The sequence below is a fragment of the Acinetobacter sp. YH12106 genome (assembly GCF_013418995.1).
In the GTDB taxonomy this organism is placed as follows: domain Bacteria; phylum Pseudomonadota; class Gammaproteobacteria; order Pseudomonadales; family Moraxellaceae; genus Acinetobacter; species Acinetobacter pseudolwoffii.
In genome coordinates this window covers 162,597-186,816 of record NZ_VPAV01000001.1, presented here as the reverse complement: position 1 = coordinate 186,816, position 24,220 = coordinate 162,597, and the positions used below count along the sequence as shown (strand labels likewise).

25 protein-coding genes are annotated in these 24,220 nt (G+C 44.3%); 15 read left to right on the top strand and 10 right to left on the bottom strand.

The window, feature by feature from the left end; translation table 11 throughout:
- Nucleotides 1-28: 28 nt before the first annotated feature.
- On the bottom strand, nucleotides 29-244 hold the full coding sequence (locus FTU45_RS00990; RefSeq protein ID WP_004280099.1) for a cold-shock protein: 216 nt from the start codon (nucleotides 242-244) through the stop codon (nucleotides 29-31).
- Nucleotides 245-629: 385 nt separating this feature from the next.
- Between FTU45_RS00990 and FTU45_RS00985 the strand changes: the two genes are divergently transcribed.
- The 5 genes from FTU45_RS00985 to FTU45_RS00965 all read left to right on the top strand — a co-directional run bounded on the left by FTU45_RS00985 (nucleotide 630) and on the right by FTU45_RS00965 (nucleotide 3,384).
- Nucleotides 630-863, top strand: a complete 234-nt coding sequence (locus FTU45_RS00985) for a sulfurtransferase TusA family protein (RefSeq protein WP_225552730.1) — start codon at nucleotides 630-632, stop codon at nucleotides 861-863.
- A gap of 136 nt (nucleotides 864-999) precedes the next feature.
- Nucleotides 1,000-1,869 carry an RNA polymerase sigma factor RpoH gene (gene rpoH / locus FTU45_RS00980; protein ID WP_005096567.1) on the top strand — a complete coding sequence of 290 codons (870 nt, stop codon included), beginning with the start codon at nucleotides 1,000-1,002 and terminating at the stop codon, nucleotides 1,867-1,869.
- A 119-nt stretch (nucleotides 1,870-1,988) separates the two neighbouring features.
- Complete coding sequence (locus FTU45_RS00975) at nucleotides 1,989-2,354, top strand: DUF423 domain-containing protein (protein ID WP_005096565.1); 366 nt, start codon at nucleotides 1,989-1,991, stop codon at nucleotides 2,352-2,354.
- A 35-nt stretch (nucleotides 2,355-2,389) separates the two neighbouring features.
- Complete coding sequence (thiS, locus tag FTU45_RS00970; protein WP_100329788.1) at nucleotides 2,390-2,587, top strand: sulfur carrier protein ThiS; 198 nt, start codon at nucleotides 2,390-2,392, stop codon at nucleotides 2,585-2,587.
- Between the two features lie 14 nt (nucleotides 2,588-2,601).
- Nucleotides 2,602-3,384 (top strand): thiazole synthase, encoded by a 783-nt coding sequence (locus tag FTU45_RS00965; RefSeq protein WP_100329789.1) that lies wholly within the window; start codon nucleotides 2,602-2,604, stop codon nucleotides 3,382-3,384.
- A 64-nt stretch (nucleotides 3,385-3,448) separates the two neighbouring features.
- Here FTU45_RS00965 and FTU45_RS00960 read toward each other — a convergent pair whose 3' ends face one another.
- From FTU45_RS00960 to FTU45_RS00950, 3 genes are all read right to left on the bottom strand, one after another.
- Nucleotides 3,449-3,934 (bottom strand): YiiX/YebB-like N1pC/P60 family cysteine hydrolase, encoded by a 486-nt coding sequence (locus FTU45_RS00960; RefSeq protein WP_180039377.1) that lies wholly within the window; start codon nucleotides 3,932-3,934, stop codon nucleotides 3,449-3,451.
- Between the two features lie 118 nt (nucleotides 3,935-4,052).
- Nucleotides 4,053-4,463, bottom strand: coding sequence for a DUF4878 domain-containing protein (locus FTU45_RS00955; RefSeq protein ID WP_100329791.1), 411 nt, complete (start codon nucleotides 4,461-4,463; stop codon nucleotides 4,053-4,055).
- Between the two features lie 73 nt (nucleotides 4,464-4,536).
- A complete protein-coding gene (locus FTU45_RS00950) occupies nucleotides 4,537-5,148 on the bottom strand; it encodes a glutathione binding-like protein (protein WP_005171574.1) in 612 nt (203 codons plus the stop codon).
- Between the two features lie 215 nt (nucleotides 5,149-5,363).
- On the opposite strand from FTU45_RS00950, the gene FTU45_RS00945 reads away from it, so the two are divergent.
- Nucleotides 5,364-6,809, top strand: a complete 1,446-nt coding sequence (locus tag FTU45_RS00945; protein WP_180075755.1) for a SulP family inorganic anion transporter — start codon at nucleotides 5,364-5,366, stop codon at nucleotides 6,807-6,809.
- A 151-nt stretch (nucleotides 6,810-6,960) separates the two neighbouring features.
- The gene (gene trmB, locus FTU45_RS00940) at nucleotides 6,961-7,677 is read left to right on the top strand and encodes a tRNA (guanosine(46)-N7)-methyltransferase TrmB (protein ID WP_100355085.1); all 717 of its coding nucleotides are present in this window, start codon (nucleotides 6,961-6,963) and stop codon (nucleotides 7,675-7,677) included.
- A gap of 174 nt (nucleotides 7,678-7,851) precedes the next feature.
- Here trmB and FTU45_RS00935 read toward each other — a convergent pair whose 3' ends face one another.
- The 5 genes from FTU45_RS00935 to FTU45_RS00915 form a co-directional block, all read right to left on the bottom strand.
- The gene (locus tag FTU45_RS00935; RefSeq protein WP_180075855.1) at nucleotides 7,852-8,625 is read right to left on the bottom strand and encodes a Rossmann-like and DUF2520 domain-containing protein; all 774 of its coding nucleotides are present in this window, start codon (nucleotides 8,623-8,625) and stop codon (nucleotides 7,852-7,854) included.
- An 82-nt stretch (nucleotides 8,626-8,707) separates the two neighbouring features.
- Nucleotides 8,708-9,505: a thioesterase family protein gene (locus FTU45_RS00930; protein WP_005096553.1), complete on the bottom strand. Its 798-nt coding sequence runs from the start codon at nucleotides 9,503-9,505 to the stop codon at nucleotides 8,708-8,710.
- 63 nt (nucleotides 9,506-9,568) lie between these two features.
- The gene (locus FTU45_RS00925) at nucleotides 9,569-10,240 is read right to left on the bottom strand and encodes a class I SAM-dependent methyltransferase (protein ID WP_100329794.1); all 672 of its coding nucleotides are present in this window, start codon (nucleotides 10,238-10,240) and stop codon (nucleotides 9,569-9,571) included.
- 368 nt (nucleotides 10,241-10,608) lie between these two features.
- Nucleotides 10,609-12,297 carry an AMP-binding protein gene (locus tag FTU45_RS00920; RefSeq protein WP_005171582.1) on the bottom strand — a complete coding sequence of 563 codons (1,689 nt, stop codon included), beginning with the start codon at nucleotides 12,295-12,297 and terminating at the stop codon, nucleotides 10,609-10,611.
- Between the two features lie 96 nt (nucleotides 12,298-12,393).
- Nucleotides 12,394-13,029 carry a TetR/AcrR family transcriptional regulator gene (locus FTU45_RS00915; protein ID WP_035337915.1) on the bottom strand — a complete coding sequence of 212 codons (636 nt, stop codon included), beginning with the start codon at nucleotides 13,027-13,029 and terminating at the stop codon, nucleotides 12,394-12,396.
- 147 nt (nucleotides 13,030-13,176) lie between these two features.
- Here FTU45_RS00915 and FTU45_RS00910 point away from each other — a divergent pair, with 147 nt between their 5' ends.
- The 8 genes from FTU45_RS00910 to FTU45_RS00875 all read left to right on the top strand — a co-directional run bounded on the left by FTU45_RS00910 (nucleotide 13,177) and on the right by FTU45_RS00875 (nucleotide 22,663).
- Entirely contained in the window at nucleotides 13,177-14,349 is a 1,173-nt protein-coding gene (locus tag FTU45_RS00910; protein WP_005096545.1) for an isovaleryl-CoA dehydrogenase, read from the top strand.
- A gap of 35 nt (nucleotides 14,350-14,384) precedes the next feature.
- Nucleotides 14,385-15,986: a carboxyl transferase domain-containing protein gene (locus FTU45_RS00905; RefSeq protein ID WP_100355089.1), complete on the top strand. Its 1,602-nt coding sequence runs from the start codon at nucleotides 14,385-14,387 to the stop codon at nucleotides 15,984-15,986.
- A gap of 12 nt (nucleotides 15,987-15,998) precedes the next feature.
- Nucleotides 15,999-16,793: an enoyl-CoA hydratase/isomerase family protein gene (locus FTU45_RS00900; RefSeq protein ID WP_074382975.1), complete on the top strand. Its 795-nt coding sequence runs from the start codon at nucleotides 15,999-16,001 to the stop codon at nucleotides 16,791-16,793.
- Between the two features lie 19 nt (nucleotides 16,794-16,812).
- Complete coding sequence (locus FTU45_RS00895; RefSeq protein ID WP_005096540.1) at nucleotides 16,813-18,807, top strand: acetyl/propionyl/methylcrotonyl-CoA carboxylase subunit alpha; 1,995 nt, start codon at nucleotides 16,813-16,815, stop codon at nucleotides 18,805-18,807.
- Nucleotides 18,804-19,706: a hydroxymethylglutaryl-CoA lyase gene (locus tag FTU45_RS00890; RefSeq protein WP_005171595.1), complete on the top strand. Its 903-nt coding sequence runs from the start codon at nucleotides 18,804-18,806 to the stop codon at nucleotides 19,704-19,706. Before FTU45_RS00895 ends, FTU45_RS00890 begins: the two co-directional genes overlap by 4 nt.
- 101 nt (nucleotides 19,707-19,807) lie before the next feature.
- Nucleotides 19,808-20,512 (top strand): CoA transferase subunit A, encoded by a 705-nt coding sequence (locus tag FTU45_RS00885; protein WP_100535528.1) that lies wholly within the window; start codon nucleotides 19,808-19,810, stop codon nucleotides 20,510-20,512.
- A gap of 2 nt (nucleotides 20,513-20,514) precedes the next feature.
- Nucleotides 20,515-21,153: a CoA transferase subunit B gene (locus FTU45_RS00880; RefSeq protein WP_005096536.1), complete on the top strand. Its 639-nt coding sequence runs from the start codon at nucleotides 20,515-20,517 to the stop codon at nucleotides 21,151-21,153.
- A gap of 97 nt (nucleotides 21,154-21,250) precedes the next feature.
- Nucleotides 21,251-22,663, top strand: coding sequence for a short-chain fatty acid transporter (locus FTU45_RS00875; protein WP_005096535.1), 1,413 nt, complete (start codon nucleotides 21,251-21,253; stop codon nucleotides 22,661-22,663).
- A gap of 55 nt (nucleotides 22,664-22,718) precedes the next feature.
- Here FTU45_RS00875 and FTU45_RS00870 read toward each other — a convergent pair whose 3' ends face one another.
- The gene (locus FTU45_RS00870; protein WP_100355092.1) at nucleotides 22,719-24,203 is read right to left on the bottom strand and encodes an OmpA family protein; all 1,485 of its coding nucleotides are present in this window, start codon (nucleotides 24,201-24,203) and stop codon (nucleotides 22,719-22,721) included.
- Nucleotides 24,204-24,220: the final 17 nt, after the last annotated feature.

Below are 24,220 nucleotides of genomic sequence, written 5' to 3'. Positions count from 1 at the left end.
GCGTTTTCTTTTTAGCTTAATCCGAAGATTAGTCTAATGGTTGAACTTCTTCAGCTTGAAAGCCTTTTTGGCCTTTAACAACACTGAATTCAACGCGTTGACCATCACGAAGTGAACGGTGGCCGTCACCTTGGATAGCACGGAAATGAACAAATACGTCATCACCGCCGTTACGTTGAATAAAGCCGAAGCCTTTAGTATCGTTAAACCACTTAACTACGCCTTGTTCGCGAGCAGCTGTCATAAGTTAATCCTCATTGAAACTAAAAGAAGGACCACCCGGTGTTGCAAACAGCAGAGCAAACAAGTTTGAAAATATTATTTTTAAGCTTGTAATCATTCTGTAAAACTATCAACAAAATCCCGGTTACATCCATTTATGTAATAGGGTGAAAAACAATCACTTTGTTTATTCAAAGTCCCAAATACGCAACGAGCTTAACATGGGTTTATCACAATTAATAGATTTTTTTTAGCATGTTCTGTTTGATTTAGTTATTTTTTTCATGAAAATTGTCAAAAGACTTTATATCTTCTTTTAGATTGTGATTTTTATTAAAGCAGTTTGGTTCTATACGCTTCTTTGTTACTATTTATTGTCATTTTTTTGCTATATGAATGAAACCCTAATGTCGCAAGATCCAGAGCAATATTGTCTTATCGATGCCATAGGAAAACCCTGCCCGATGCCGCTATTAATGTTAAAACGGGCACTAAAGGCCGGTAATCAGAAAACTTTCTTGCTCAAATCCTCTGATCCACATAGTCAGACGGATATCAGCCGTTATTGCCAGATTCATCAACTCAAGCTTGAGTCAAGAAAAATTTCTGATTCAGAGTTTCACTACTTGATTGAATCTTAAAAATTTTCAATTAAACTGTTTATCTTAGTTTCGTATACTTTTTTACATTTCTCTACCCAAATATCCATTATTTGCGGAGAGATTGGATTAAGATAAAACCTATGTTTAGGGTTATCCCGCACTTCAAGGAGAACACATGAGTGACAGCCGCAATCAGTTGATGCCCCTGTCATTATCGGCGCCAGGGGTCAACCTCGGTGCTTATATCAGCACTGTCAATCAGATTCCGATTTTAACGGCCGAACAAGAAAAAGAGTTGGCTGAACGCTATTACTATGACCAGGATTTAGATGCAGCAAAAATGCTGGTCATGTCACATTTGCGTTTTGTGGTGCATATTGCACGCAGTTATGCAGGTTATGGTCTGCCACAAGGCGACCTGATTCAGGAAGGCAACCTGGGTCTGATGAAAGCTGTAAAACGTTTTGACCCGAATATGGGCGTACGTTTGGTGTCATTTGCTGTGCACTGGATTAAGGCGGAAATTCATGAATATGTGATCCGTAACTGGCGTATTGTTAAAATCGCCACCACCAAAGCGCAACGTAAACTGTTTTTTAATCTGCGTAGCCTGAAAAAATCATCGAAAAAGTTGACCCTCGCAGAAGCACAGTCGATTGCCAATGATTTAAATGTCACACCAGAACAAGTTCTGGAGATGGAAGGCCGTTTGACGGCATATGATGCTGCTTTTGATGCTTCCGGCGATGACGATGATGAAGGTTCAACTTATGTTGCACCGGCTTTATATCTTGAAGATAACCGTTATGATCCGGCCCGTCTGATTGAAAATGAGGATTATGAGGAACAAAGTACCTCTGCTCTGCACGAAGCCATGGATCAGCTCGATGATCGTTCACGTAATATCTTGCAGCGCCGCTGGCTAGATGACGAGAAATCAACCCTGCATGAGCTGGCCGCCGAATATAACGTTTCCGCGGAACGTATTCGCCAACTCGAAAAAAATGCCATGGAAAAAATTAAAGTGGCGATGTCCTCCAATTAATACCAAATTCTGTTATTGATTTAATCTGAAAAAGCCTTCTTTGATGAAGGCTTTTTTATGTCCGAATTTTGAATTTATGCTAAGGTTGAGCGCAAACTTTATCAGGAAGATCAATTCAAATGTGGATTGCGATTTCAGCACTCAACTTGGCGCTTGCCGTGATGCTCGGTGCCTTTGGTGCACATGGTTTAAAAGCGCGCGCGACTGAAGCCCAGCTCGGCTGGTGGCAAACGGCAACGGATTATTTTTTCTATCATGCCTTAGGTTTGCTTATTCTGGCCTTGCTCGCGAAAGTCATTCCGACACTCCCGATTCAATGGAGTTTTTGGCTAATTCAGGTCGGTATTTTATTATTTTCTGGTTCACTGTATATCATGGCCTTGGGTTTACCACGTGGATTAGGCGCAATTACGCCAATTGGTGGTGCTTTAATGATTGCAGGATGGTTAATTCTGGCTTGGAATGCTTTAAAATACGCCAGATAAGTCTGAAAATCACTTAATCATGGAGGGTAGCTAGAATGATGATTTATATCAATGGCGAACAACAGGAAACTCACTGCAAGAATCTGCTGGAACTGATTCAGAGTATGGCGCTTGAGGGTAAGCGTTTTGCAGTTGAAGTCAATGAAATGATTATTCCTAAAAGCAAATTAGGCGATACGCCGATTTGCGATACAGACAAAATAGAAATTATTCACGCGGTCGGTGGCGGCTAATACTCGGGACAATTATGCAAGATTTATTACAGATTGGTTCACGCCAATTCCAGTCTCGCCTTTTGGTAGGCACAGGCAAATATAAAGATTTAAATGAAACTCAGCAAGCCATTCAAACCAGTGGCGCAGAGATTGTTACTGTCGCGATTCGTCGGGTCAATATTGGACAGCATCCAGATCAGCCGAATCTGCTGTCAGTCATTCCTCCGGAAAAATATACCATTTTGCCAAATACCGCAGGTTGTTTCGATGCCAATAGTGCCGTTCGCACCTGTATGCTGGCACGCGAACTCCTTGATGGCCATAATCTGGTCAAGCTTGAAGTTTTAGGCGATGAAAAGACCTTATATCCGAATGTGACCGAAACCCTGAAAGCTGCACGTACCTTGATTGACGATGGCTTTGAGATCATGGTCTATACTTCGGATGATCCAATCGTGGCGCAAGAACTGGAAAGCATGGGCTGTGTGGCAATTATGCCTTTGGGCAGCCTGATTGGTTCGGGCTTGGGAATTCTCAATCCACATACCCTGTCGATTATTAAAGAAAATGCCAAAGTGCCTGTACTGGTCGATGCCGGTGTTGGTACTGCAAGTGATGCCGCAATTGCGATGGAACTGGGCTGTGATGGTGTACTGATGAATACGGCGATTGCGGCTGCACAGAATCCGGTACTCATGGCCTCAGCCATGAAAAAAGCAGTCGAAGCTGGCCGTGAAGCTTTTCTGGCCGGCCGTATGCCACGCAAACGTATGGCCAATGCCAGCTCGCCGGAAACTGGTTATTTCTTTAAATAAATCTCATCGTAGTCAAAGGATTGTATGATTCTTTGACTATCATTTAGCTTTTACTCATCCTAAATTATCTATTTTTATAAATCAGCTCGACGGATTCAAGCTTTAATAAAGCATCAGGAAAAAGCAGCTCCCCCTGCAAGCCTGGCAATTCAATCTTGCTCCAGACCAGTTTATTACGTAAAGACAATGGAAGTTTCTCTGCAATAATCGTAGTGCAATAACGATGCGTCTCACCTCTTGATCCTAAAATAAATTGCTCTCCTACCTGCCTTGTCACGGCCCTAGCAATATCTTTTCTTTTATATGGCTCTAAACTGCTTTCTCTATAAACTGCCCACTTTTTTGCTCGTTTTGAGTCAATAAAATCACTGATATCTGATTGAATCACTTGATTTACATGTGAGGGATCATCATCTGTGGTCGCATGCACCACCAAAATATTCGGTTGAGTTTCTGCAATCACGCCAATATGTGAGTATTCACTCCCACTCAGTTTTTTGATTAAAAAACTTTCGTAACCCACCCCTTCCCGAACAATCCAATCACCCACTTGAAATGCGTGCTCGGGCATATAAATCTGTTTATCTTGCTTTATAGTATCTTGGGGGGGAAACCCAATAAAAAGGCAGATTAGAATAACTAATCTGCCCAAAATCAAACTAAACCGATTATAAATCAACTTTCCATTTATCTTCATTTTTGATAAGTTTTACTCGATCTGTTACAGAATTAGAGCCTTCATTTTTAAAGCTGACTCCGATAGTCACCCGTCCTTTTCCATTTGCTTCATCGATATTTTTGTCTACCACACTAATTTCTTTGACTCCGCCTTTACGTTCAGCTTGCTCTTTAGCCTTTGCCGCGCCAGCTTTTATTTTGCCTTGAATCATTTCTTCAGAACCTGCTTGGGCTTTAACATTTTCAGGTATATAAATATAAGAGAGCATTTTTTCTGAATCGCCTTTATAGGCTGCTGTAACATATTCTTGAGCTACATTTTCTGGATTTTTAACACTACTACATGCAACCAGCATTCCCGTTAAACCGAAACTTAATACTAAATTCAGTATTCTCTTCATCTTATTTATTCCAATAGCAATTATTAAATGAAAGTCAAAAAAAAAGCATAATAATTATGCTTTTTTTTAAATTTTATGGAATTAGACCTTCATCTCGCATTGCAATCTGTACAGACTGACGCTCTGCGACTTTATTGCGGATATGAATAATATTCTTATACGGACTTAAATCATGCTCAATATGATTCGACCAATTGGTCAACACAAACAGATAAGCATCGGCTGGGCCAAAGTTATCATCAACCAGATAGTCATTGTCTGATTCAGCAATCGCTTTATCGATATAACTTAATAGACGATCGACTTCTGCATAGGCTTTTTTCTTTTCATCATCGGATAACTTGCCACCAAAGAACACCGCATAAGCATCATGCAATTCTGAATTGAGATAACCCAGCCATTCCAGAACTTTGGCACGTCCCATTCCAGATGGTGGAATCAGATCTTGTTTTGGATCGTGTTGAGCCAGAAAAGGTAAAATGGCTACGTTTTCTGTCAGGATCAGACCAGGATTAATTTCTAAGGCTGGTACATAGCCTTTAGGATTAATTTCGTAATAATCCGTACCTTTCTCTGTTTTATGTGTTTTTAAATCAACACGTTCCAAATCAAAATCGACATTAATTTCATTTAAAATAATATGAGCTGCCAGTGAGCATGCACCCGGCGAATAGTAAAGCTTCATTTCTGATCCTTGTTATATACTTCTCTATGTTTTAAATCGCTTCTGTCAAACTTTCAAGTGATCAAACCTGTAAATTGCAAAAAAGCGTAACTGCCCCTCAGGACATTTACTCATTCAATATTCAGGAAATTAACGGCTTTTTCAAGCCCATCTCTGTAGATTTTTGACCGCATCTGTTTAAGATACCCAGGTTTTCCAAATTTAGATGATATTTCGTGATTAGCCTTAAAAAAGAAGAATGGTTTTCCAATGTCCGGACTGATGTACTCGCAGGTTTGGTGGTTGGACTGGCCTTAATTCCCGAGTCGATTGCCTTCTCTGCAATTGCTGGCGTCGATCCGCAGGTCGGTCTCTATGCTTCGTTTTGTATTGCTGTGACGATTGCTTTTTTTGGCGGCCGCCCTGCCATGATCTCAGCGGCTACGGGTGCGATGGCACTGCTGATGATTACGCTGGTAAAAGACCATGGACTGCAATATCTGCTGGTAGCGACTATTCTGACCGGAATTATTCAGGTCATTGCCGGTTATTTTAAAGTGGCCAAGTTGATGCGCTTTGTTTCGCAAGCTGTGGTGTATGGATTTTTGAATGCATTGGCAATTCTGATTTTTGTCGCACAGCTTCCCGAGATGCAAAAAATGAATGGGATGGGCTATCTGTTTATTGCCATGGGTCTGGCAATTATCTATCTATTTCCTTATCTGCCTAAAATTGGTAAAGCCATTCCTTCTCCGCTAATTTGCATCATCGTGCTGAGTGGACTGGCGCTGTTCTTGGGTGCAGATATGCGAACCGTGAGTGATCTGGGGCAATTTCCGGACACCTTACCAGTGTTCCTGCTGCCGGAGATTCCGCTCAACCTGGAAACCCTACAAATTGTACTGCCTTATTCATTGACGCTGGCGACTGTCGGTTTGCTGGAAAGCATGATGACCACGACTGTAATTGATGAAGTCACCGGAACTGAAGGTGACCGCCATCAGGAATGTCGTGGTCAGGGTATGGCCAATATTGTCAGTGGTTTTATGGGTGGCATGGCCGGTTGTGCCATGATCGGTCAATCGATTATTAATGTGTCTTCCGGTGCACGAACCCGTTTATCAACGCTGATTGCCGGTGTATTTTTGCTGTGCCTGGTGGTGTTTCTGAAAGACTGGCTGGCTTATATTCCGATGGCGGCTTTGGTGGCGATTATGGTGATGGTCGCCTTTACCACTTTCCAGTGGGGTTCAGTCAAACAATTCAATAAACATCCGCTGGAATTTAATGTGGTTATGATTGCGGTGGTGCTGGTGGTTTTAGCCACCCATAATCTGGCACTGGGTGTATTTGTTGGCGTGCTACTTTCTGCCCTGTTCTTTATTAATAAACTGGAAAGAACCGTACATGTCTATACGCATTTGAATTCGGCTCATTCACGCAGCTACTTTATTTCTGGACAGATTTTCTTTAGCAGTTCAGAGAAGTTCTATCAGTTCTTTGATTTTAAAGAAAAGCTTGAACATGTTGAACTAGATCTGACCCATGCGCATATTTGGGATGTGACCTCAGTGAATATGCTGAATAACGTGATTCAGAAGTTCAAAGCCCAAGGTATAGATGTAACGGTGATTGGTTTAAATGAAGCCAGCAGCACCTTGATTGACCGTTTTAGTAGCTGATGAACAATGATGGATAAAAGAGCTTCAATTGGCTCTTTTATTTTATCTGGAAGATCTTGCCGATTTTTATGGAGAAATACCGAGAAAAGTTTGACTTGCTCGGCTCAGGACTTAAAATACCGCATTCTGAATTTTTAGATTTGCCAAAGTTATGTCGAACGATCAATTAGACCAGCAAGTCGTGGAGCTGGACAATTTAAGCGAGCACCGTGAAATCGTGACGTTTATGCGCCGCTCAATGCCGCTGAACACCTCTCAACGTACTGCGCTTGAACAATATGGTCACTTAATTTTGGAATATCCGGTGGGCGATTTACGTCAACACTTTGAACATCCTGAGCGTCCTTTAACGGTAGAAATCGGTTTTGGTATGGGCCGTTCTCTGGTGCTGATGGCCAAGGCCAATCCCGAGCGTAATTTTGTCGGGATTGAAGTTCATGTACCAGGCATTGCGCAGTGTGTCTATGAAGCAGGTATGGCCGGCGTAACCAACTTACGCGTACTGGATGCCGATGCGATTCAAGTGCTGCGTGAAATGCCGGACAATAGTATCAATACGGTTCAGCTTTACTTCCCTGATCCATGGCAGAAAAAACGTCATTTTAAACGCCGTTTTGTTTCACATGAACGTATGCCACTGGTTGAGCAAAAGCTGGAGCTGGGCGGCACCTTCCATGCTGCAACAGATTGGGAACCATATGCAGAATGGATGCTTGAAGTTTTGGAAGAACGTCCACGTCTGGAAAACCTCGCAGGTAAAGGCAACAGCTATCCTCGTCCTGACTGGCGTCCACAAACCAAGTTTGAGCGTCGCGGCATTGAAGCCGGTCACAAGATTAATGACTTTATCTTTAAAAAAATTTCTTAATCTAGGTCTAAAAAAGCGCTGACATCTCAGCGCTTTTTTATAAAAAAACTTTATCTTTCAATCAAAGATATACTAACGAGCACTGTACCTCTAATCGAACTTAAAAAGAAAAACAGCCCTTCATCTTTATGCCATGTCCATTTTTTATCCAGATTGAAAAATTCAGCGCATTTATTATTGATGACGTTCTAAAATTTGCTGGCTCAACAACTGATAGACATTTTGTAAATCTGCTCGCTGCCGATTCGCCAGCATCTGCTGATGCATATTTAGGATATTTTGATCACCACGCATGGCGGGGCCAGTCTGCATTTGCCTTGGATCATTTTCTGTGGCTTTATGGGCAGTTTCTAGTATTAAGGGATACAGCAGACTGAAATCGACCTGCTCAGCATCTACAATCTGTTTGGCCATATCATAACAATAATTACTGAAATTACAGGCAAATACTGCGGCCAGATGCAAACTTAAGCGTTGTTCAGAGCTATAGTGATAGACTCTATTGCTTAGGCTATTTGCTAGATCATGCAGTTTTTCTTGATCTTCAGCATTATCCGCTTCAATAAATAAAGGCGTATTTGACCAGTCGATGTCACGCTCCAGACTAAAAGTCTGTAAAGGATAAAATACGCCTGAACGTGGGTGAACATCCTGCAAAACGTTTAAGTGGGTACTGCCAGAAGTATGTACGATCAACACATCAGGAAGATAGGCATGTACCTGCTCGATGACAGATCGAATGAATTGGTCACTGACGGCAATGATTAAAAGATCAATTTCGGAATGCAGTAATTCAGGAGCGTTGATCGCCTGAGCCTTAAATTTAGATGCCAGCTGTTCTGCCTTGGCAAAACTGCGGCTATAGATTTGTACAAGCTCATGCTGTCCATTTAAGCCTTGGGCAAGATGAAAGGCAACTCGACCTGCCCCAATAATACTAATCCGCATCTGCTGATCTTCCTGAATAATTGCGCACAGCATGCCAATAAAAAAAGGACGAAGCAATTCGTCCTTTTGTGTAAATCAGATTTTAAAATTTACGTAAGGTTAAAATCTGCTCACTGCGACCAAAAGGCCCATGAAGATCATGTAAAATTCCACTGGTTAAACCAATGCCATCTTCACCATATTGCTGTAGCACTTCTAGTCCTAGCCATGTGCCTTTAGGTAAACGATGCAAATGAATCTGCAAGTCCAGATTTGGAAAGCCCCATCCCGCATTTGGATCCTGACGCGGCACCACGCCATTGGCTGTATCCACCATTCCCATCAAACGGCTAAAGTCGCTGGTCGTCTGACCTTCTACCATTTCCAGGGCATTGGATAACCAGACGATACCTTTGCCCGCACGATGATCGACATGGGCACGGGTATTAATACTTTGAATATAACCACCTGGCCAGCAGCGCATCCCTTCCCACACCGGCAGGTCTTCAGGGTGCTGAACCGGAAAATCTTCCAGACCGGCGATCGCACGGGTATCCGAAGTCATCATTTTCCAGGCACGTGCCACAATACAGGTTTTCCCGTTGGCACACATTTCTGCTTCAATAAGCTCGATGGTTTTACCCGGACGAATCATGCGCGTAGTAATGGAAAATTCACCAAAAGCAATCAGTCCAAAGATATCCAGACTCACCCGGCCAATGCGCATCTCTGCACGTGGCTGAAACTGTTCCAGTTCTGCACAAATAATACCAGTCGCGGGCGCCATATGCTGCTCATGCGGATTCCATGCACCTTGCGCATGAATATTAGATTCATAATAAGCAGTGCTGCTGCCATCGGCATGCTGTTCGCGGTTGATGAAACGATAGTAGGCTGACATTGTTTTTACACTTCCTTGAATCTTATATTTAAATTTCTAGTTAACTGTTTCAGTTAGCTATGCTTATTTCTGTATAAAAAAACCATAATAATTCATGATTTGACAGTAAATTTTGCTATGTTTAAATCCGACTTTGGTTAAAAGCGCTGCTAAATCTTGGGCAGAGATTAAATGAAAATCCTGCTGTAACCGTTCAAGCATTTTTTCGCTTTGTTGAATACTGAGTCCTGTCTGCTGTGCCATTTTTTGCAAGATTTTTAATTCAGTTTTATTTTCAGGTTGCATCAAGTCATAGGTTAACAGGATTCCATCGGTCTTAAGACTATCGGATATATCCTGAAAAAATTCAGTTTTATTTTCTGATGGAATAAAATGTGCCACCAAAATTGCTAGAGCCGCATCGAACTGATTATCTTGATTTAAGCTTTGTGTATCTGTCTGAATAAAACGAATCCGCTGCGATCCCAGGTCTAACCCAATATTTTTCTGCGCCTGTTCCAGCATAGTCGCCGATGGATCAATTGCAGTAAATGTCCAGTTTGGGTGGCGTTGCAACAGATAAGATAGCTCATAGCCTGTCCCGCAACCAACCACCAATATATGGGCAATTTCGGGTAAATGAGTGGTTAGGATGGCATCAATTTGCTGATGTACCAGTTCATAGCCGGGAATCAATTTACGGATGTGCTCATCATAATTAGCGACGACGAGTTCACTATGGAAGTTTTTTGCCATATTTTCACTTTACCTCACACCATTCAACAGACTAAAGAGCATTAGGTTTATCAGTTATTACAATATTGATAAAGATTCCATCTAAAGGTTTTAAATTTTCGACCATTATCCTAAATCTAATCACATGACAGGCGACATGAATGTCGCCATTTTGCTGAAGGGACATGGATGTCCCTTCAGCAAAATAAAGGGCTTTTGTTTACTTTTAGCCCATCGAAAGTCAAAGCATGGCCTACACGTTAAAATTAAAATCTTTCTTTCTAAGTGAGGCTGTGCAGATCTTTCGCTTTTTCTTAATAGTTTCTCTTCAACTTTTTTTAATGATAAAAAAGTTGAAGAATTCACCAATCTCAAAAACTAAACAATACTTAAGCTATTTCCTTTAAGTTCAACTCTTCACGCATAAATTCACGTAATTTAAACTTCTGCGCCTTACCGGAAGCTGTCATCGGGAACTCATGGAAGAAACGCACATAGCGCGGCACTTTATTGTGTGAGATATGCTCGGCACAATACTGGCGAATAGTTTCTTCAGTACACGGATCGTTTTCATGCAAAATGATGCAGGCACAGAGTTCTTCACCATACTTATGATCTGGCACACCAATCACCTGAACATCTGAAACCGCAGGATGGGTATAAAGGAAGTCTTCAATTTCTTTGGGGAACAGGTTTTCACCGCCACGAATGACGACATCCTTGATTCTCCCCTTGATTTTGACAAAGCCTTCATCATCCATTTCAGCAATATCACCCGTATGCATCCAGCGCGCATTATCAATTACTTCTGCAGTTTTATCCTGATCTTCCCAATAACCGAGCATCACCGAATAACCACGCACACAGAGTTCACCGAGTTGTCCGCGCGGCACCACCTTGCCATCTTCATCGACAATTTTCACTTCCAGATGCGGATGTACCCGGCCGACTGTCGTAACACGCTGTTCAATAGAGTCTGCGGTAGAGCTTTGCGCACTGACCGGTGCGGTTTCAGTCATGCCATAGCAAATGGTGATATCTGACATATGCATCCGCTCAATCACACGCTGCATGATTTCCTGTGGACATGGACTGCCGGCCATAATGCCGGTACGTAAACTGCTCAGATCAAATTCATCAAACTGTTCATGCTCAAGAATGGCAATAAACATGGTCGGCACCCCATAAGCCGCCGTACATTTTTCTTGTTGAATGGCTTTGAGGGTTTCCAGAGGATTGAAAACGGCAGATGGATAAATCATGGCTGAACCATGGGTAATACAGGCCAGATTTCCCATCACCATACCAAAGCAGTGGAACAGTGGTACCGAAATACAAACCCGATCTTCTGGACTTAAATGAATGGCTTCACCGACAAAATAGCCATTATTTAAAATATTGTTATGGGTCAACATAGTACCTTTCGGATTCCCCGTTGTACCCGAGGTGAACTGAATATTGATGGTTTCATCAAACTGCAATTCACTCGAAATTTGCTGCAATTTTTCTAAGGCGTTTGCGCTTGGTTCCACCAATAAGTCCTGAAAACGATGTAGACCCGGATGTTCCTGTTCATCAATTTTAATCACATGCTTCAAATGCGGCAGACGCTCTGCATTGAGTAATTTACTTTCAGTCTGTGTTAGCTCAGGAGCAATTTTAGTCAGAATTTCCTGATAGTCAGTGGTTTTAAACTGCGCTGCAATCACCAGTCCCTTACAGGAGACCTTGTTTAAGACATATTCCAGTTCATTACTTTTATAAGCTGGATTCAAGTTCACCAGAATAATTCCCGCCTTAAATGCAGCAAACTGGGTAATGGTCCATTCCACACAGTTCGGCGACCAGATGGCCAGACGGTCACCTTTTTTCAGGCCCAGTTTTTGCAAACTACAGGCAAAAGCATTCACTTGCTGCTGCAACTGCTGATAGCTCAGACGCACATTCTGGTGCAAGCTGACGATTGCATCAGAATGTGCATACTGTTCGCATGCCTGATCAAATTTTTCGCCAATTGTCATGCCCAATAAGGGTTGGCTGCTTGTTCCGTAGGCATAGCTTAACCGTACTTGTGTCATTGAATCGATCTCCTTGATTCTTTGTAATTCTGATTTTCAACTCTATTAATTGTTTTTGACCACGACAACCCTGTCTTCCTGCCTGTTTTTTGTGTTTTATGCTCCTGCTACTCCCTCCTGTCGACGTACTGCGTTGACACAAAAATCGGCAATCTGTTTGACAAAGTGATCCTTATAATTTTGATCAAACCTGATATTCCGAGATGGATTCAAAGGTTCAATTACCACAAAGGTCATGGAACCAACCACACCCAGCGCTGCGGTATTTAAATCTTCAAATTCAAACTCGCCATTGACTTTTCCTTCAGCCAAAATTTCCTTAATGCTTTGCTTGATTAGCTGTTTACTGTGAAAACGCTCATGTTCCATTTCCGGATCGACCGGTTCGAACATCAGCGAATACGCCAACTGTGGGCTGTTCATGGCTCGCTTCACAAAAGTTGTAACAGATTTTTGCAATTTCTGTTTTGGCGATAAATCCGAGGCAGCAATGTGATTTAAAATCTCAATCTCAAGCCGAATTGCTTCTGACAAAACCTGAATCAAAATCTGATTCTTGTTTTCGAAATATCGATATACCAAGCCTGTAGAAACGCCTGCACGTTCTGCAATCGCCTGAATCGACGCCTCTTTAAAGCCCCCTTGAGTAATCAGCTCACGAGCAGATTGCAAGATCGCCAAGCGATTTTGCTCCATTCGTTCCTGCATCAATGATGATCTTTTATAACTCATAAAATTAATCTCAACAAGATAAAATGAATTGTAAATCATTTTGTGAATATTGATTCACTTTTTTAAATTTTCGATGTATGTTAAATAACAAGCACAACAAAAATGCTTTTTTGGATACAACAAATAGAACCACAGGATGGATGAACAATGAATTTACAAAGCTTGGATTTCGGTTTGGACGAAACACTTATTGCACTTCGTGATTCAGTGGCTGCATTTTGCGCCAAGGAAATTGCTCCAATTGCTCAACAAGTGGACCGTGACAATGAATTCCCTGCTCACCTTTGGAAAAAATTTGGCGAGATGGGCCTGCTCGGTCTGACGGTCAGTGAGGAATATGGCGGTTCAAATTTCGGTTATCTGGCGCACATCATTGCCATGCAGGAAATTTCCCGTGCTTCAGCATCGATTGGTTTGTCCTATGGCGCACATTCTAACCTATGTGTAAACCAGATTAAGCGTAATGGCAGCGAAGAACAAAAGCAGCGCTATCTGCCCAAACTGGTATCTGGTGATTATGTCGGTGCCTTGGCCATGTCCGAACCCAATGCCGGATCCGATGTGGTCAGCATGAAACTCAAAGCGGAAGACAAAGGTGATCATTACCTGCTGAATGGTTCGAAAATGTGGATCACCAATGGCGGCGATGCCGATGTACTGGTGGTCTACGCAAAAACCGATTTACAAGCCGGTGCCAAAGGCATGACCGCTTTTCTGGTTGAAAAAAATATGCCGGGGTTTAGTCACGGTACGCACCTAGACAAACTCGGCATGCGTGGCTCAAACACTTATCCACTATTTTTTGACAATGTCGCAGTGCCAAAAGAAAACGTGCTCGGCGGTGTCGGCAATGGCACCAAAGTGCTGATGAGCGGTCTGGACTATGAACGTGCTGTTTTAAGTGCAGGCCCACTCGGCATTATGGATGCCTGTATGGATACCGTGATTCCGTATATTCATGACCGTAAACAGTTTGGTCAGGCGCTGGGTGAATTCCAGTTGATGCAGGGCAAAATTGCTGACATGTATTCAACCTGGCTGGCCTGTAAAGCCCTGGTCTATGCAGTTGGCGCAGAATGTGACAAGGCAGAGCATAGCCGTAGCCTGCGTAAAGATGCCGCCAGTGCGATTTTATATGCAGCTGAAAAAGCCACCTGGATGGCGGGCGAAACCATTCAAACCTTGGGTGGCAACGGTTATATCAACGAGTTTGCTGCGGGACGTCTATGGCGCGATGCCAAACTGTATGAAATTGGCGCAGGCACCTCAGAAATTCGCCGCATGCTGATTGGCCGCGAACTGTTTAATGAAACTGCCTAAAAAATAAATCACAAGAATAGACAAGGATGTTCGGCATGAATCAATTAAAGAGCAAAATTAATATTCGCAGCGACGAATTTAAAAACAACCAGACGGCGATGCAAAATCTGGTCGAAGACCTGAAACAGAAAGTCCAAAAAATTGCCTTGGGTGGGGGTGAAACTGCCCGTCAAAAACATTTGGATCGCGGTAAATTATTGGCCAGAGAACGTATTGATCATCTGATTGATCCTGGCACGGCATTTATTGAAATTGGACAACTGGCTGCCTATCAGGTCTATCAGGACGATGTGCCTGCTGCGGGCGTGGTCGCTGGCGTTGGTCAGGTCAATGGCGTGACCTGCATGATTATTGCCAATGATGCGACTGTTAAAGGTGGCACTTATTATCCATTGACCGTGAAAAAACATTTACGTGCTCAGGAAATTGCCGAGCAGAATCATTTGACCTGTATTTATCTGGTCGATTCTGGCGGTGCCTATTTGCCGCTACAAGATGAAGTCTTCCCGGATCGTGATCACTTCGGACGTATTTTCTATAATCAGGCGCGTATGTCGAGCCAAGGCATTGCCCAGATTGCTGTGGTGATGGGCAGTTGTACGGCGGGTGGTGCCTATGTGCCTGCCATGTCGGATGAAACTATTATTGTGCGCAATCAGGGAACCATTTTCCTCGGTGGCCCGCCACTGGTCAAAGCTGCAACCGGTGAAGTGGTTTCCAGTGAAGACCTTGGTGGTGGTGATGTGCATACTCGCCTCTCCGGTGTAGCCGATCATCTGGCTGAAAATGACCAGCATGCCCTGGAAATTGCCCGTAATATTGTGGCCAATTTAAATAAAAAACCAAATCCGTTGCCTGAGCAGGTGGAAGCACCTTTGTTTGATGCTTCAGAGTTGTACGGTATCGTGCCAACAGATTCGCGTAAACCTTTTGATGTCCGTGAAGTGATTGCCCGGATTGTCGATGGTTCGCGTTTTGATGAATTTAAGGCTCGATTTGGTACCACTCTGATTACCGGATTTGCCAGCCTATACGGTATGCCAGTCGGGATTATTGCCAATAACGGCATTCTGTTTTCCGAATCTGCACAAAAAGGTGCGCATTTTATTGAACTTTGCTGTCAGCGCAATATTCCGCTGCTGTTTATTCAGAATATCACTGGCTTTATGGTCGGTCGCCAGTATGAAAATGAAGGCATTGCCAAAAATGGCGCCAAACTGGTGATGGCTGTGGCCAATGCCAATGTGCCTAAACTGACCATGGTGATTGGCGGCTCATTTGGTGCCGGCAACTATGGTATGTGTGGCCGCGCGTATTCACCACGCTTTATGTGGACTTGGCCAAACTCACGTATTTCAGTGATGGGCGGTGAACAGGCCTCCAGCGTATTGTCGACCTTAAAACGTGATCAGATTGAAGCCAAAGGCGCTAACTGGTCTGCGGAAGAAGAAGACCAGTTTAAACAGCCAATTCGTGATCAGTACGAACGCCAAGGTCATCCTTATTATGCCTCTGCACGTTTATGGGATGACGGTGTCATTGACCCTGCCCAGTCTCGTGAAGTGTTAGGTCTTAGTTTAGCTGCGGCACTGAATGCGCCAATCCAGCCGACCAAGTTTGGCGTGTTCCGCATGTAAGAGGTGAAAAAAATGACATATCAATTTTTACAGCTCGAACAGCAAAATCAAGTGGCAACGGTTTGGATTAATCGCGCTGAACTGCACAATGCCTTTAATACTCAGGTCATTGAAGAATTGTATCGCTGCTTCCAGTCTTTAAATAGCCGTGATGATGTACGTGTGGTGATTCTGGCAGGGCGCGGCAAAAGCTTTTCGGCTGGTGCCGATCTGAACTGGATGAAGCAGGCCGGTCAGGCTTCTCAAGCAGACAACGAAGCAGATGCATTAAAACTGGCGAAAATGCTGCAAAGCCTAGCGACTTTAAAGCAGCCAACCATCGCCCGGGTGCATGGCATTGCTTTTGGCGGTGGTATGGGTCTGGCATCAGCTTGTGATATTTGCGTGGCCAGCACCGATGCCAAGTTTGCCACCTCTGAAGTACGCCTAGGTCTGGCACCTTCGACCATCAGCCCGTATGTGATTCGTGCGATTGGTGCGCGTCAGGCTTCACGTTATTTCCTGACCGCCGAGCGAATTTCTGCGGAACAGGCCAAAACCATTGGACTGGCGCATGAAGTCACTCCACCGGAACAGCTCGACAGCAAAATTGATGAAATTGTGGAAGCCCTGTTACTCGGTGGCCCTGCTGCACAAAATTCCTCAAAACAACTGATTCAACTGGTCGACCAACAGGTTTTGACCGAAGATTTACTTCTTAAAACAGCACAGCATATTGCCCATATTCGCCAGGGAGATGAGGCGAAAAATGGACTGAATGCATTTTTAAACAAACAAAGCCCGGCCTGGATCAAGACCACGGCATAACAACAAGAAGGATGCTACGATGTTTGAAAAGATTTTAATTGCCAACCGTGGTGAAATTGCCTGCCGTGTGATTCGTACAGCAAAAAAACTCGGTATTGCCACCGTTGCCGTATACTCCGATGCCGATGCACAGGCACAGCATGTCAAACTGGCGGATGAAGCGATCTATATTGGTGAATCGCCAGCAGCACAAAGCTATTTACAGATCGAACGTATTATTCAGGCGGCCAAAAACACCGGTGCGCAAGCAATTCACCCAGGTTATGGCTTTTTGTCGGAAAATGACCAGTTTGCCCTGGCCTGTCAGGACAATAATATTGTCTTTATTGGCCCGCCTGTCGATGCCATTTTGGCGATGGGTCTCAAAGCCACCTCTAAAGCGTTGATGGAAAAAGCTGGTGTGCCTTTAACCCCGGGCTATCACGGTAGCAATCAGGATGCCGACTTCCTGAAACAGCAGGCTGACAGCATCGGCTATCCGGTGCTAATCAAAGCCAGTGCTGGCGGTGGCGGTAAAGGCATGCGTCTGGTCGAGCGCAGTGAAGATTTTCTGAGTTCGCTGGCTTCATGTAAAAGCGAAGCGCGTTCCAGTTTTGGCAATGAAGATGTGCTAATTGAACGCTATGTGATTCAGCCACGTCATATTGAAGTACAGGTTTTTGGCGATACCCACGGCAATTATGTGCATTTATTTGAACGTGATTGCTCGGTACAACGTCGTCATCAAAAAGTCCTTGAAGAAGCGCCTGCACCAAAAATGCCAGAAGACAAACTTGAAGCGATGCGCCAGGCCGCGATTGATGCCGCACGTGCGGTCGATTATGTCGGTGCCGGTACGGTAGAGTTTATCGTCGAGCAAGATGGTACTGCCTATTTCATGGAAATGAATACCCGTTTGCAGGTTGAGCACCCGGTCACTGAAATGATTACAGGTCAGGATCTGGTGGAATGGCAACTGCGCGTAGCTTTTGGTGAGCCTTTACCCAAACAGCAGCATGAATTACAGATCCACGGGCATGCACTGGAAGCACGTGTCTATGCCGAAGAACCAGAGAAAGGCTTTATTCCTGCGATTGGCCAGATCAGCTATTTACACTATCCAGAGCAAAATGACTGTGTACGTGTGGATAGTGGCATTGTCGAAGGTGATGAAATCAGCACCTATTATGATCCGATGATTGCCAAACTGATTGTCTGGGGCAAAAACCGCGAAGCTGCTTTAACGCAAATGCATCATGCCCTGGGCCATTTCCATGTGGATGGTTTGGGCAATAATATTGCATTCCTCGACCGTTTGGTGCTGTGTGATTCGTTTAAAAATGCCCATCTGGATACCGGCCTGATTCAACGTGAAGAAGAGTTCTTATTAAAACCTTCGACTGAGATCAATGCTGAACTGATCGTTAGTGCTGCATTCATCGAATTATTATCACGCCAAGCTCAAAACCCGGTTGCGAATAACTCAGTCTGGCAACAACACGCTTTCTGGCGCCTGAATCAGCAAAATGCATATACAGTGCAATTACAACGCAATGGCATTATGCTTAAAGTTCAGTTCAGTACGCAAGAGCAAGGTTTTATCGCCACTTATAATGGTCAGCAGATTCAGCTACAAGGTCAGTTGATTGATGCACATACTTTAGCTTTGCAACTGGCAGGCAAACAGCAAAAACTGGCCTTTAGCCAGACTGAACATGGCATTACCCTGTTCCAGAATGGTCAGACACATAAATTCGAGTCTATCCAGCCGGATTATGATCAGCATGATGATCAAGGGACAGAAAACAACCTCACTGCACCAATGCCAGGTGTGATCACGCAAGTACTGGTCGCTGCCAATGACAAGGTCAAAAAAGACGATGTCTTGATGACGCTGGAAGCGATGAAAATTGAATACTCGATTCGTGCACCACATGACGGCATCATCGCCAGTTCATATTTCCAGAAAGGTGATCAGGTCAAAGCCGGTGATGAACTGCTTGAGTTCCAGCCACTGACGGAGGATGTTGCATGACCGAATTTGTCAAAATTGTAGAAGTCGGGCCACGCGATGGCCTGCAAAATGAAAAAACGCCATTAACGCTGGATGATCGGAAAAATCTGATTCTGGATCTGATGAAAACCGGTTTACAGGCGATTGAAGTCGGTTCCTGTGTTTCAGCCAAATGGGTGCCACAAATGGCAGACAGCGATCAGCTGTTTGCCGGCTTGCCCAAAGACCCAAATATTCAGTTCAGTTTACTCACCCCAAACCTGAAGGGCTTTGAAGCAGCGCTGGCGGTGGGTTGCAAGGAAGTTGCGGTCTTTACCGCAGCGTCCGAAAGCTTTACCCGCAAAAATATCAATTGCTCGATTGATGAAAGCTTGGAGAAGTTTGCCGATGTGATGGCGGCCGCCAAAGCCAATGATATTCGGGTACGCGGTTATGTGTCCTGTATGGTGGACTGCCCTTATGAAGGTGCGATTGATCCGAAACAGGTGGTCAAAGTCACCCAACGTTTGCTGGATATGGGCTGCTATGAAGTGTCGTTGGGTGAAACCATTGGTACAGCCACACCGGATCGGGTGCAAAAAGTCTGGGATGCTTGCCTGGCTCAGATCGATACCAAGGTTTTGGCAGGTCATTTCCATAATACCTATGGCATGGCCATCGCCAATATTTACCAGTCGCTGTTACAAGGCATCCGGGTATTTGATTCATCCATTGCCGGTCTGGGTGGCTGTCCTTATGCCAAGGGTGCTTCAGGCAATGTTTCAACTGAAGACCTGTATTACCTGCTCTCGAATATGGGCTTTGAAACCGGTATTCAACTGGATGCCCTGATGCAGGCCAGCCGTAATATCAGTGAGGTGTTGCAGCGCAATAATCCCTCCAATTATGCCAATGCCTATTGGCAAAAAGCCTGTGCCTAACAATAGCAATACCCGGACACGATACAAGTCCTCAAGGATATACATCAGTAGTTTCCTGACCAAAAAGGAATCTGCAAGACAAGAATAAATCGAGGTAAAAAATGTCAAATAAAGTTTATGACAGTGCAGAGGCCGCTTTAGACGGCGTGGTTCAGAATGGACATACACTGGCAGTCGGAGGTTTTGGTTTATGCGGTATTCCGGAAGCATTGATTGCCGCATTGAAACAGACCGGTGCCAAAAATCTGACCTGTATTTCCAACAATGCCGGAGTCGATGGTTTTGGTTTGGGCGTTTTACTGGAAACCAAACAGATTCAAAAAATGATTTCATCTTATGTTGGTGAGAATAAAGAATTCGAACGTCAATACCTGAGTGGCGAACTGGAAGTCGAACTGACCCCACAAGGCACCTTGGCGGAGAAATTACGTGCTGGCGGTGCCGGTATTCCGGCTTTTTATACCGCCACCGGTGTCGGAACCGTGATTGCTGAAGGCAAGGATGTACGTGAGTTTAATGGCAAGTCTTATATTCTGGAAGAATCCTTGACTGCCGATGTTGCCTTGGTCAAAGCCTATAAGGCTGATAAAGCCGGTAATCTGATTTTCCGTAAAACTGCACAAAACTTTAATCCGGTCTGCGCTATGGCTGGCAAAATCACCGTGGCTGAAGTAGAAGAAATTGTCGAGATTGGTGAGCTTGATCCCGATGACATTCATCTGCCCGGTATTTATGTGAACCGGATAGTCCTAAATACTCAACCGGAAAAACGTATTGAACAGATGACCTTAAAGGCGGAGGCTTGATCATGGCTTGGACACGTAATCAAATGGCGCAGCGCGCTGCACAAGAGCTGGAAGATGGTTTCTACGTTAACCTGGGGATTGGTTTACCAACGCTGGTTGCTAATTACATTCCAGAAAATATCAATGTCTGGCTGCAATCGGAAAATGGCTTGCTCGGTATTGGCGAATTTCCAACGGCTGAAACCGTCGATGCCGACCTGATCAATGCCGGTAAACAGACCGTGACTGCCCGTAAGGGCGCTTCTTTCTTTTCCAGTGCCGATTCCTTTGCCATGATCCGTGGCGGTCATGTCAATATCGCCATTTTAGGTGCCATGGAAGTGTCCGAAACTGGCGATCTGGCCAACTGGATGATTCCGGGCAAAAAAGTCAAAGGTATGGGCGGTGCCATGGATCTGGTCGCAGGGGTACAAAAAGTCGTGGTGTTGATGGAACACTGCGCCAAAGATGGCACGCCTAAAATTGTTGCGCAATGCAGTCTGCCCCTTACCGGACAGGCTGTGGTCAACCGGATCATTACCGATTTAGGTGTGCTGGATGTCACTCCAGATGGTATTCAACTTGTTGAGCTGGCACCAGAGGTCAGTTTTGAGGAGATTCAGAAAGTCACGGGTGTGGCTTTACAAAAAATAGCAGCTTGATTTTCCCGGCCCTTAAAATGAAAAATTTTAAGGGTTTCTTTTCGACCAAAGAAAACTCTAATTTTAAAAATGAATGCAGAATAAATGGTTTTTAATCATGCAAACAGAACAAAATATCTTACAACGCTTCGCCCTGCGCGTCAGTGACTGGTCAGAAAAATGGTTTCCCGATTCTTATATTTTTGCCCTGCTCGGTGTCATCATTGTCGCAATTGCCGCTATCGGAATTGGCGCGCCGGCACAGGACGTTGCCATTTCCTTTGGTGACGGGTTCTGGAGCCTGATTCCCTTTACCTTGCAGATGTGCATGCTGATCGTGGTCGGTTATGTGGTTTCGGTTTCAAAACCAATGCAGCTTCTGATCCGAAAAATGGCATGTCTGCCCCATTCAGGGCGTGGTGCGATTGTATTGGTCGCGACAGTCAGCCTGCTCATTTCCCTGATTAACTGGGCCATGAGCACAGTTCTAACTGCATTACTCGTGATTGCACTGGCACAACGTAAAGAACTTAATATGGATTACCGCGCTGCAGCCGCAGCAGCGATTATCGGGATGGGAGCCACCTGGGCACTCGGCATCAGTTCCTCTGCTGCACAATTACAGGCCAATAAAAGCAGCCTGCCTGAACCGATTTACAATCTGACCGGTGTCATTCCATTTACCGAAACGATTTTCCTGCCGCAATCCATGATCATGACGGCGGTTCTAATTATTGCCTCGATTGCCATTGCCTACTGGTCAGCGCCGAAAGGCAGTCATATTAAAACCATTGAACATTTTCCGGTTCAGATTGAAGAAGGAAAACCGGAAGAATCTTCATCAAAACGTCCGGGCGACTGGCTGGAAAACTCACCTATTTTAAGTATTCTGATTGTGGTGCTAGGTGCTGTATGGATGTTTAACGAATTTTCCGAAAGCAATCCTATTCTGGCCATCTCCAGTTTAAATACCTATAACTTTATCTTCCTGATTTTGGGTGTCGCACTACATGGCACACCACGGAATTTTCTCAATGCCGTTTCCAAGGCTGTGCCAGCAATTTCGGGTGTGCTGATCCAGTTTCCTTTATATGGCAGCATTGCCTTTATGATGACCAATGCGCTGAATTCTGCCGATCTGTCCCTATCACACTATATTGCCGAATTTTTCGTTTCGATTGCTTCACAGGAAACCTTTGCTATCGTGATGGGTCTCTATTCGGCAATCCTGGGTTTCTTCATTCCTTCCGGTGGAGGTAAATGGATTATTGAAGCCCCTTATGTAATGCAGGCTGCGCATGATCTGAAAGTTCATCTGGGCTGGTCAGTGCAGATTTATAATGCTGCCGAAGCCTTGCCTAATCTGATCAATCCTTTCTTTATGTTGCCGATGCTGGGCATCCTGAAGTTAAAGGCCAAAGATGTGATCGGTTTTACCGTGACCCAACTGGTTTTTCATATCCCGCTGGTGCTGTTTTTACTCTGGTTCCTCGGCCGAACTTTGACCTATAGTCCACCGGTCTTTTCTTAATTTAAGCCATATAAAAAGGACGAATCATTCGTCCTTTTTCATCTGGAAAATTATTTCAGTTGGCTTTCTTTTCTACAACACCCTCGCTATCCACTTCACGCACAATACCTGTTTCAGTATTAACCACTTCAAAAGCTACGCGGCGGTTCTGAAACTGTCCCGCAGATGTTGCATTTGGTTCAACAGGCTGGTCTTCTCCCATGCCTACAGCTTGCAACTGAGCAGGATCAACACCCTTTTCAATCAGATAACCCACAATTGCTTGCGCGCGTTGCACAGACAGCACTTTATTCTCAGCCTCACTGCCCTGTGCATCGGTATGTCCTTTGACTTTAAGAATGACATGCGGTGCACGCTGCAATAATGCAGCAGCCTGATCCAGTACCGATTTATTCACTTCCGGTACGGCAGTCGATGCGCTATCAAAATTAATAATCTGCAAATTTAGTGCGGTCGCAACATCTAAGGCCTGAACATGATCAGTTTTGATACTCGCCAATGCTTGTTCTGCATCGCTATTGGCAGCCTGAATCGCCTCACTCCTATTGACCGGCTGTTGAGTCACAACAGTGACATTTTTGGCCAGATTACGAATTTGTGTTGCCAGACGTTCTGCTTCTGCATTACTCGCTGCACGTATAGCAACCTGATTACCAATCCAGTCCAGTGAGACATTTGGCATGCCTTGAATCAGTTTCAAAACGGAAGGAATGCTATCCTGATCAATAAATTCCGAATGATAAACCTCACTGCTGAGCGCGCCACAACCAATATTATAATTAAAGATCTGTTTAATCTCGGTTTGCAAAATTTGCATATATTGGGGATTATTCAGCTGTAACTGACAACTGATAATTTCACCATTAGTGCCGGTACTCAACTGTAAAGAAGCGGGTTGGGCTGCAGCAACTGCACGGGTCGTTTGGGAGTTTGCCAAATCCTCAGCATCATCCTGCATACAGCTACGAACAAAAAACAGGATTAAAGCTGCCAGAATCAGAAAAATAATAAACGGCCATAAAAAGCCGGTTTTTTTCTGCTGCTGTACCACAACAGCATGTTCTGGTTCTAGTTCAGGCGCCTGATTCAAATGCTGCCCCGCCAATGGAGAAACACCTAATGCCGCTAAAATCGATCCGGCCCAAACAGGTAATGCACGCTGGATCGAGTCGGCGTGGGTTTCCAGCAAATGACTAATCGCTTCTGGACTTGAAGCACCGGCTTCGGTCTGTAAAAAATTGAGGGTCGGTACAATGGCCCGATTCAGGGTCTGCTCTATTTGATCTTGTGGCGCGCTCTGATCAAGTTGATCCAGAAACTGCTGCTTGAGTGCCGAATTTCCATTAAACAGTTCATGGATTTTTGGATTGAGTTGCTGACTTAAACTTTCAATCCATGCAGGACGTGCACGCAATATACTTAAGAATATGGGATAGAACTGACTCAGTGCCTGATCTTTGGCAAATAGATGTTCGGTTTCGCCTTGTAGCACAATCGCTGTAACATCGCTTTTTAAGCGTTCCATCAGATCTACATTCATATTGTCACCATTCTTTT

Coding starts and splice junctions, on each gene's coding strand:
- FTU45_RS00990 (WP_004280099.1), bottom strand. CDS start 244: ATGACAGCTGCTCGCGAACAAGGCGTAGTTAAGTGGTTTAACGATACT.
- FTU45_RS00985 (WP_225552730.1), top strand. CDS start 630: ATGTCGCAAGATCCAGAGCAATATTGTCTTATCGATGCCATAGGAAAA.
- rpoH (WP_005096567.1), top strand. CDS start 1,000: ATGAGTGACAGCCGCAATCAGTTGATGCCCCTGTCATTATCGGCGCCA.
- FTU45_RS00975 (WP_005096565.1), top strand. CDS start 1,989: ATGTGGATTGCGATTTCAGCACTCAACTTGGCGCTTGCCGTGATGCTC.
- thiS (WP_100329788.1), top strand. CDS start 2,390: ATGATGATTTATATCAATGGCGAACAACAGGAAACTCACTGCAAGAAT.
- FTU45_RS00965 (WP_100329789.1), top strand. CDS start 2,602: ATGCAAGATTTATTACAGATTGGTTCACGCCAATTCCAGTCTCGCCTT.
- FTU45_RS00955 (WP_100329791.1), bottom strand. CDS start 4,463: ATGAAGAGAATACTGAATTTAGTATTAAGTTTCGGTTTAACGGGAATG.
- FTU45_RS00950 (WP_005171574.1), bottom strand. CDS start 5,148: ATGAAGCTTTACTATTCGCCGGGTGCATGCTCACTGGCAGCTCATATT.
- trmB (WP_100355085.1), top strand. CDS start 6,961: ATGTCGAACGATCAATTAGACCAGCAAGTCGTGGAGCTGGACAATTTA.
- FTU45_RS00935 (WP_180075855.1), bottom strand. CDS start 8,625: ATGCGGATTAGTATTATTGGGGCAGGTCGAGTTGCCTTTCATCTTGCC.
- FTU45_RS00930 (WP_005096553.1), bottom strand. CDS start 9,505: ATGTCAGCCTACTATCGTTTCATCAACCGCGAACAGCATGCCGATGGC.
- FTU45_RS00925 (WP_100329794.1), bottom strand. CDS start 10,240: ATGGCAAAAAACTTCCATAGTGAACTCGTCGTCGCTAATTATGATGAG.
- FTU45_RS00920 (WP_005171582.1), bottom strand. CDS start 12,297: ATGACACAAGTACGGTTAAGCTATGCCTACGGAACAAGCAGCCAACCC.
- FTU45_RS00915 (WP_035337915.1), bottom strand. CDS start 13,029: ATGAGTTATAAAAGATCATCATTGATGCAGGAACGAATGGAGCAAAAT.
- FTU45_RS00910 (WP_005096545.1), top strand. CDS start 13,177: ATGAATTTACAAAGCTTGGATTTCGGTTTGGACGAAACACTTATTGCA.
- FTU45_RS00905 (WP_100355089.1), top strand. CDS start 14,385: ATGAATCAATTAAAGAGCAAAATTAATATTCGCAGCGACGAATTTAAA.
- FTU45_RS00900 (WP_074382975.1), top strand. CDS start 15,999: ATGACATATCAATTTTTACAGCTCGAACAGCAAAATCAAGTGGCAACG.
- FTU45_RS00895 (WP_005096540.1), top strand. CDS start 16,813: ATGTTTGAAAAGATTTTAATTGCCAACCGTGGTGAAATTGCCTGCCGT.
- FTU45_RS00890 (WP_005171595.1), top strand. CDS start 18,804: ATGACCGAATTTGTCAAAATTGTAGAAGTCGGGCCACGCGATGGCCTG.
- FTU45_RS00885 (WP_100535528.1), top strand. CDS start 19,808: ATGTCAAATAAAGTTTATGACAGTGCAGAGGCCGCTTTAGACGGCGTG.
- FTU45_RS00880 (WP_005096536.1), top strand. CDS start 20,515: ATGGCTTGGACACGTAATCAAATGGCGCAGCGCGCTGCACAAGAGCTG.
- FTU45_RS00875 (WP_005096535.1), top strand. CDS start 21,251: ATGCAAACAGAACAAAATATCTTACAACGCTTCGCCCTGCGCGTCAGT.
- FTU45_RS00870 (WP_100355092.1), bottom strand. CDS start 24,203: ATGAATGTAGATCTGATGGAACGCTTAAAAAGCGATGTTACAGCGATT.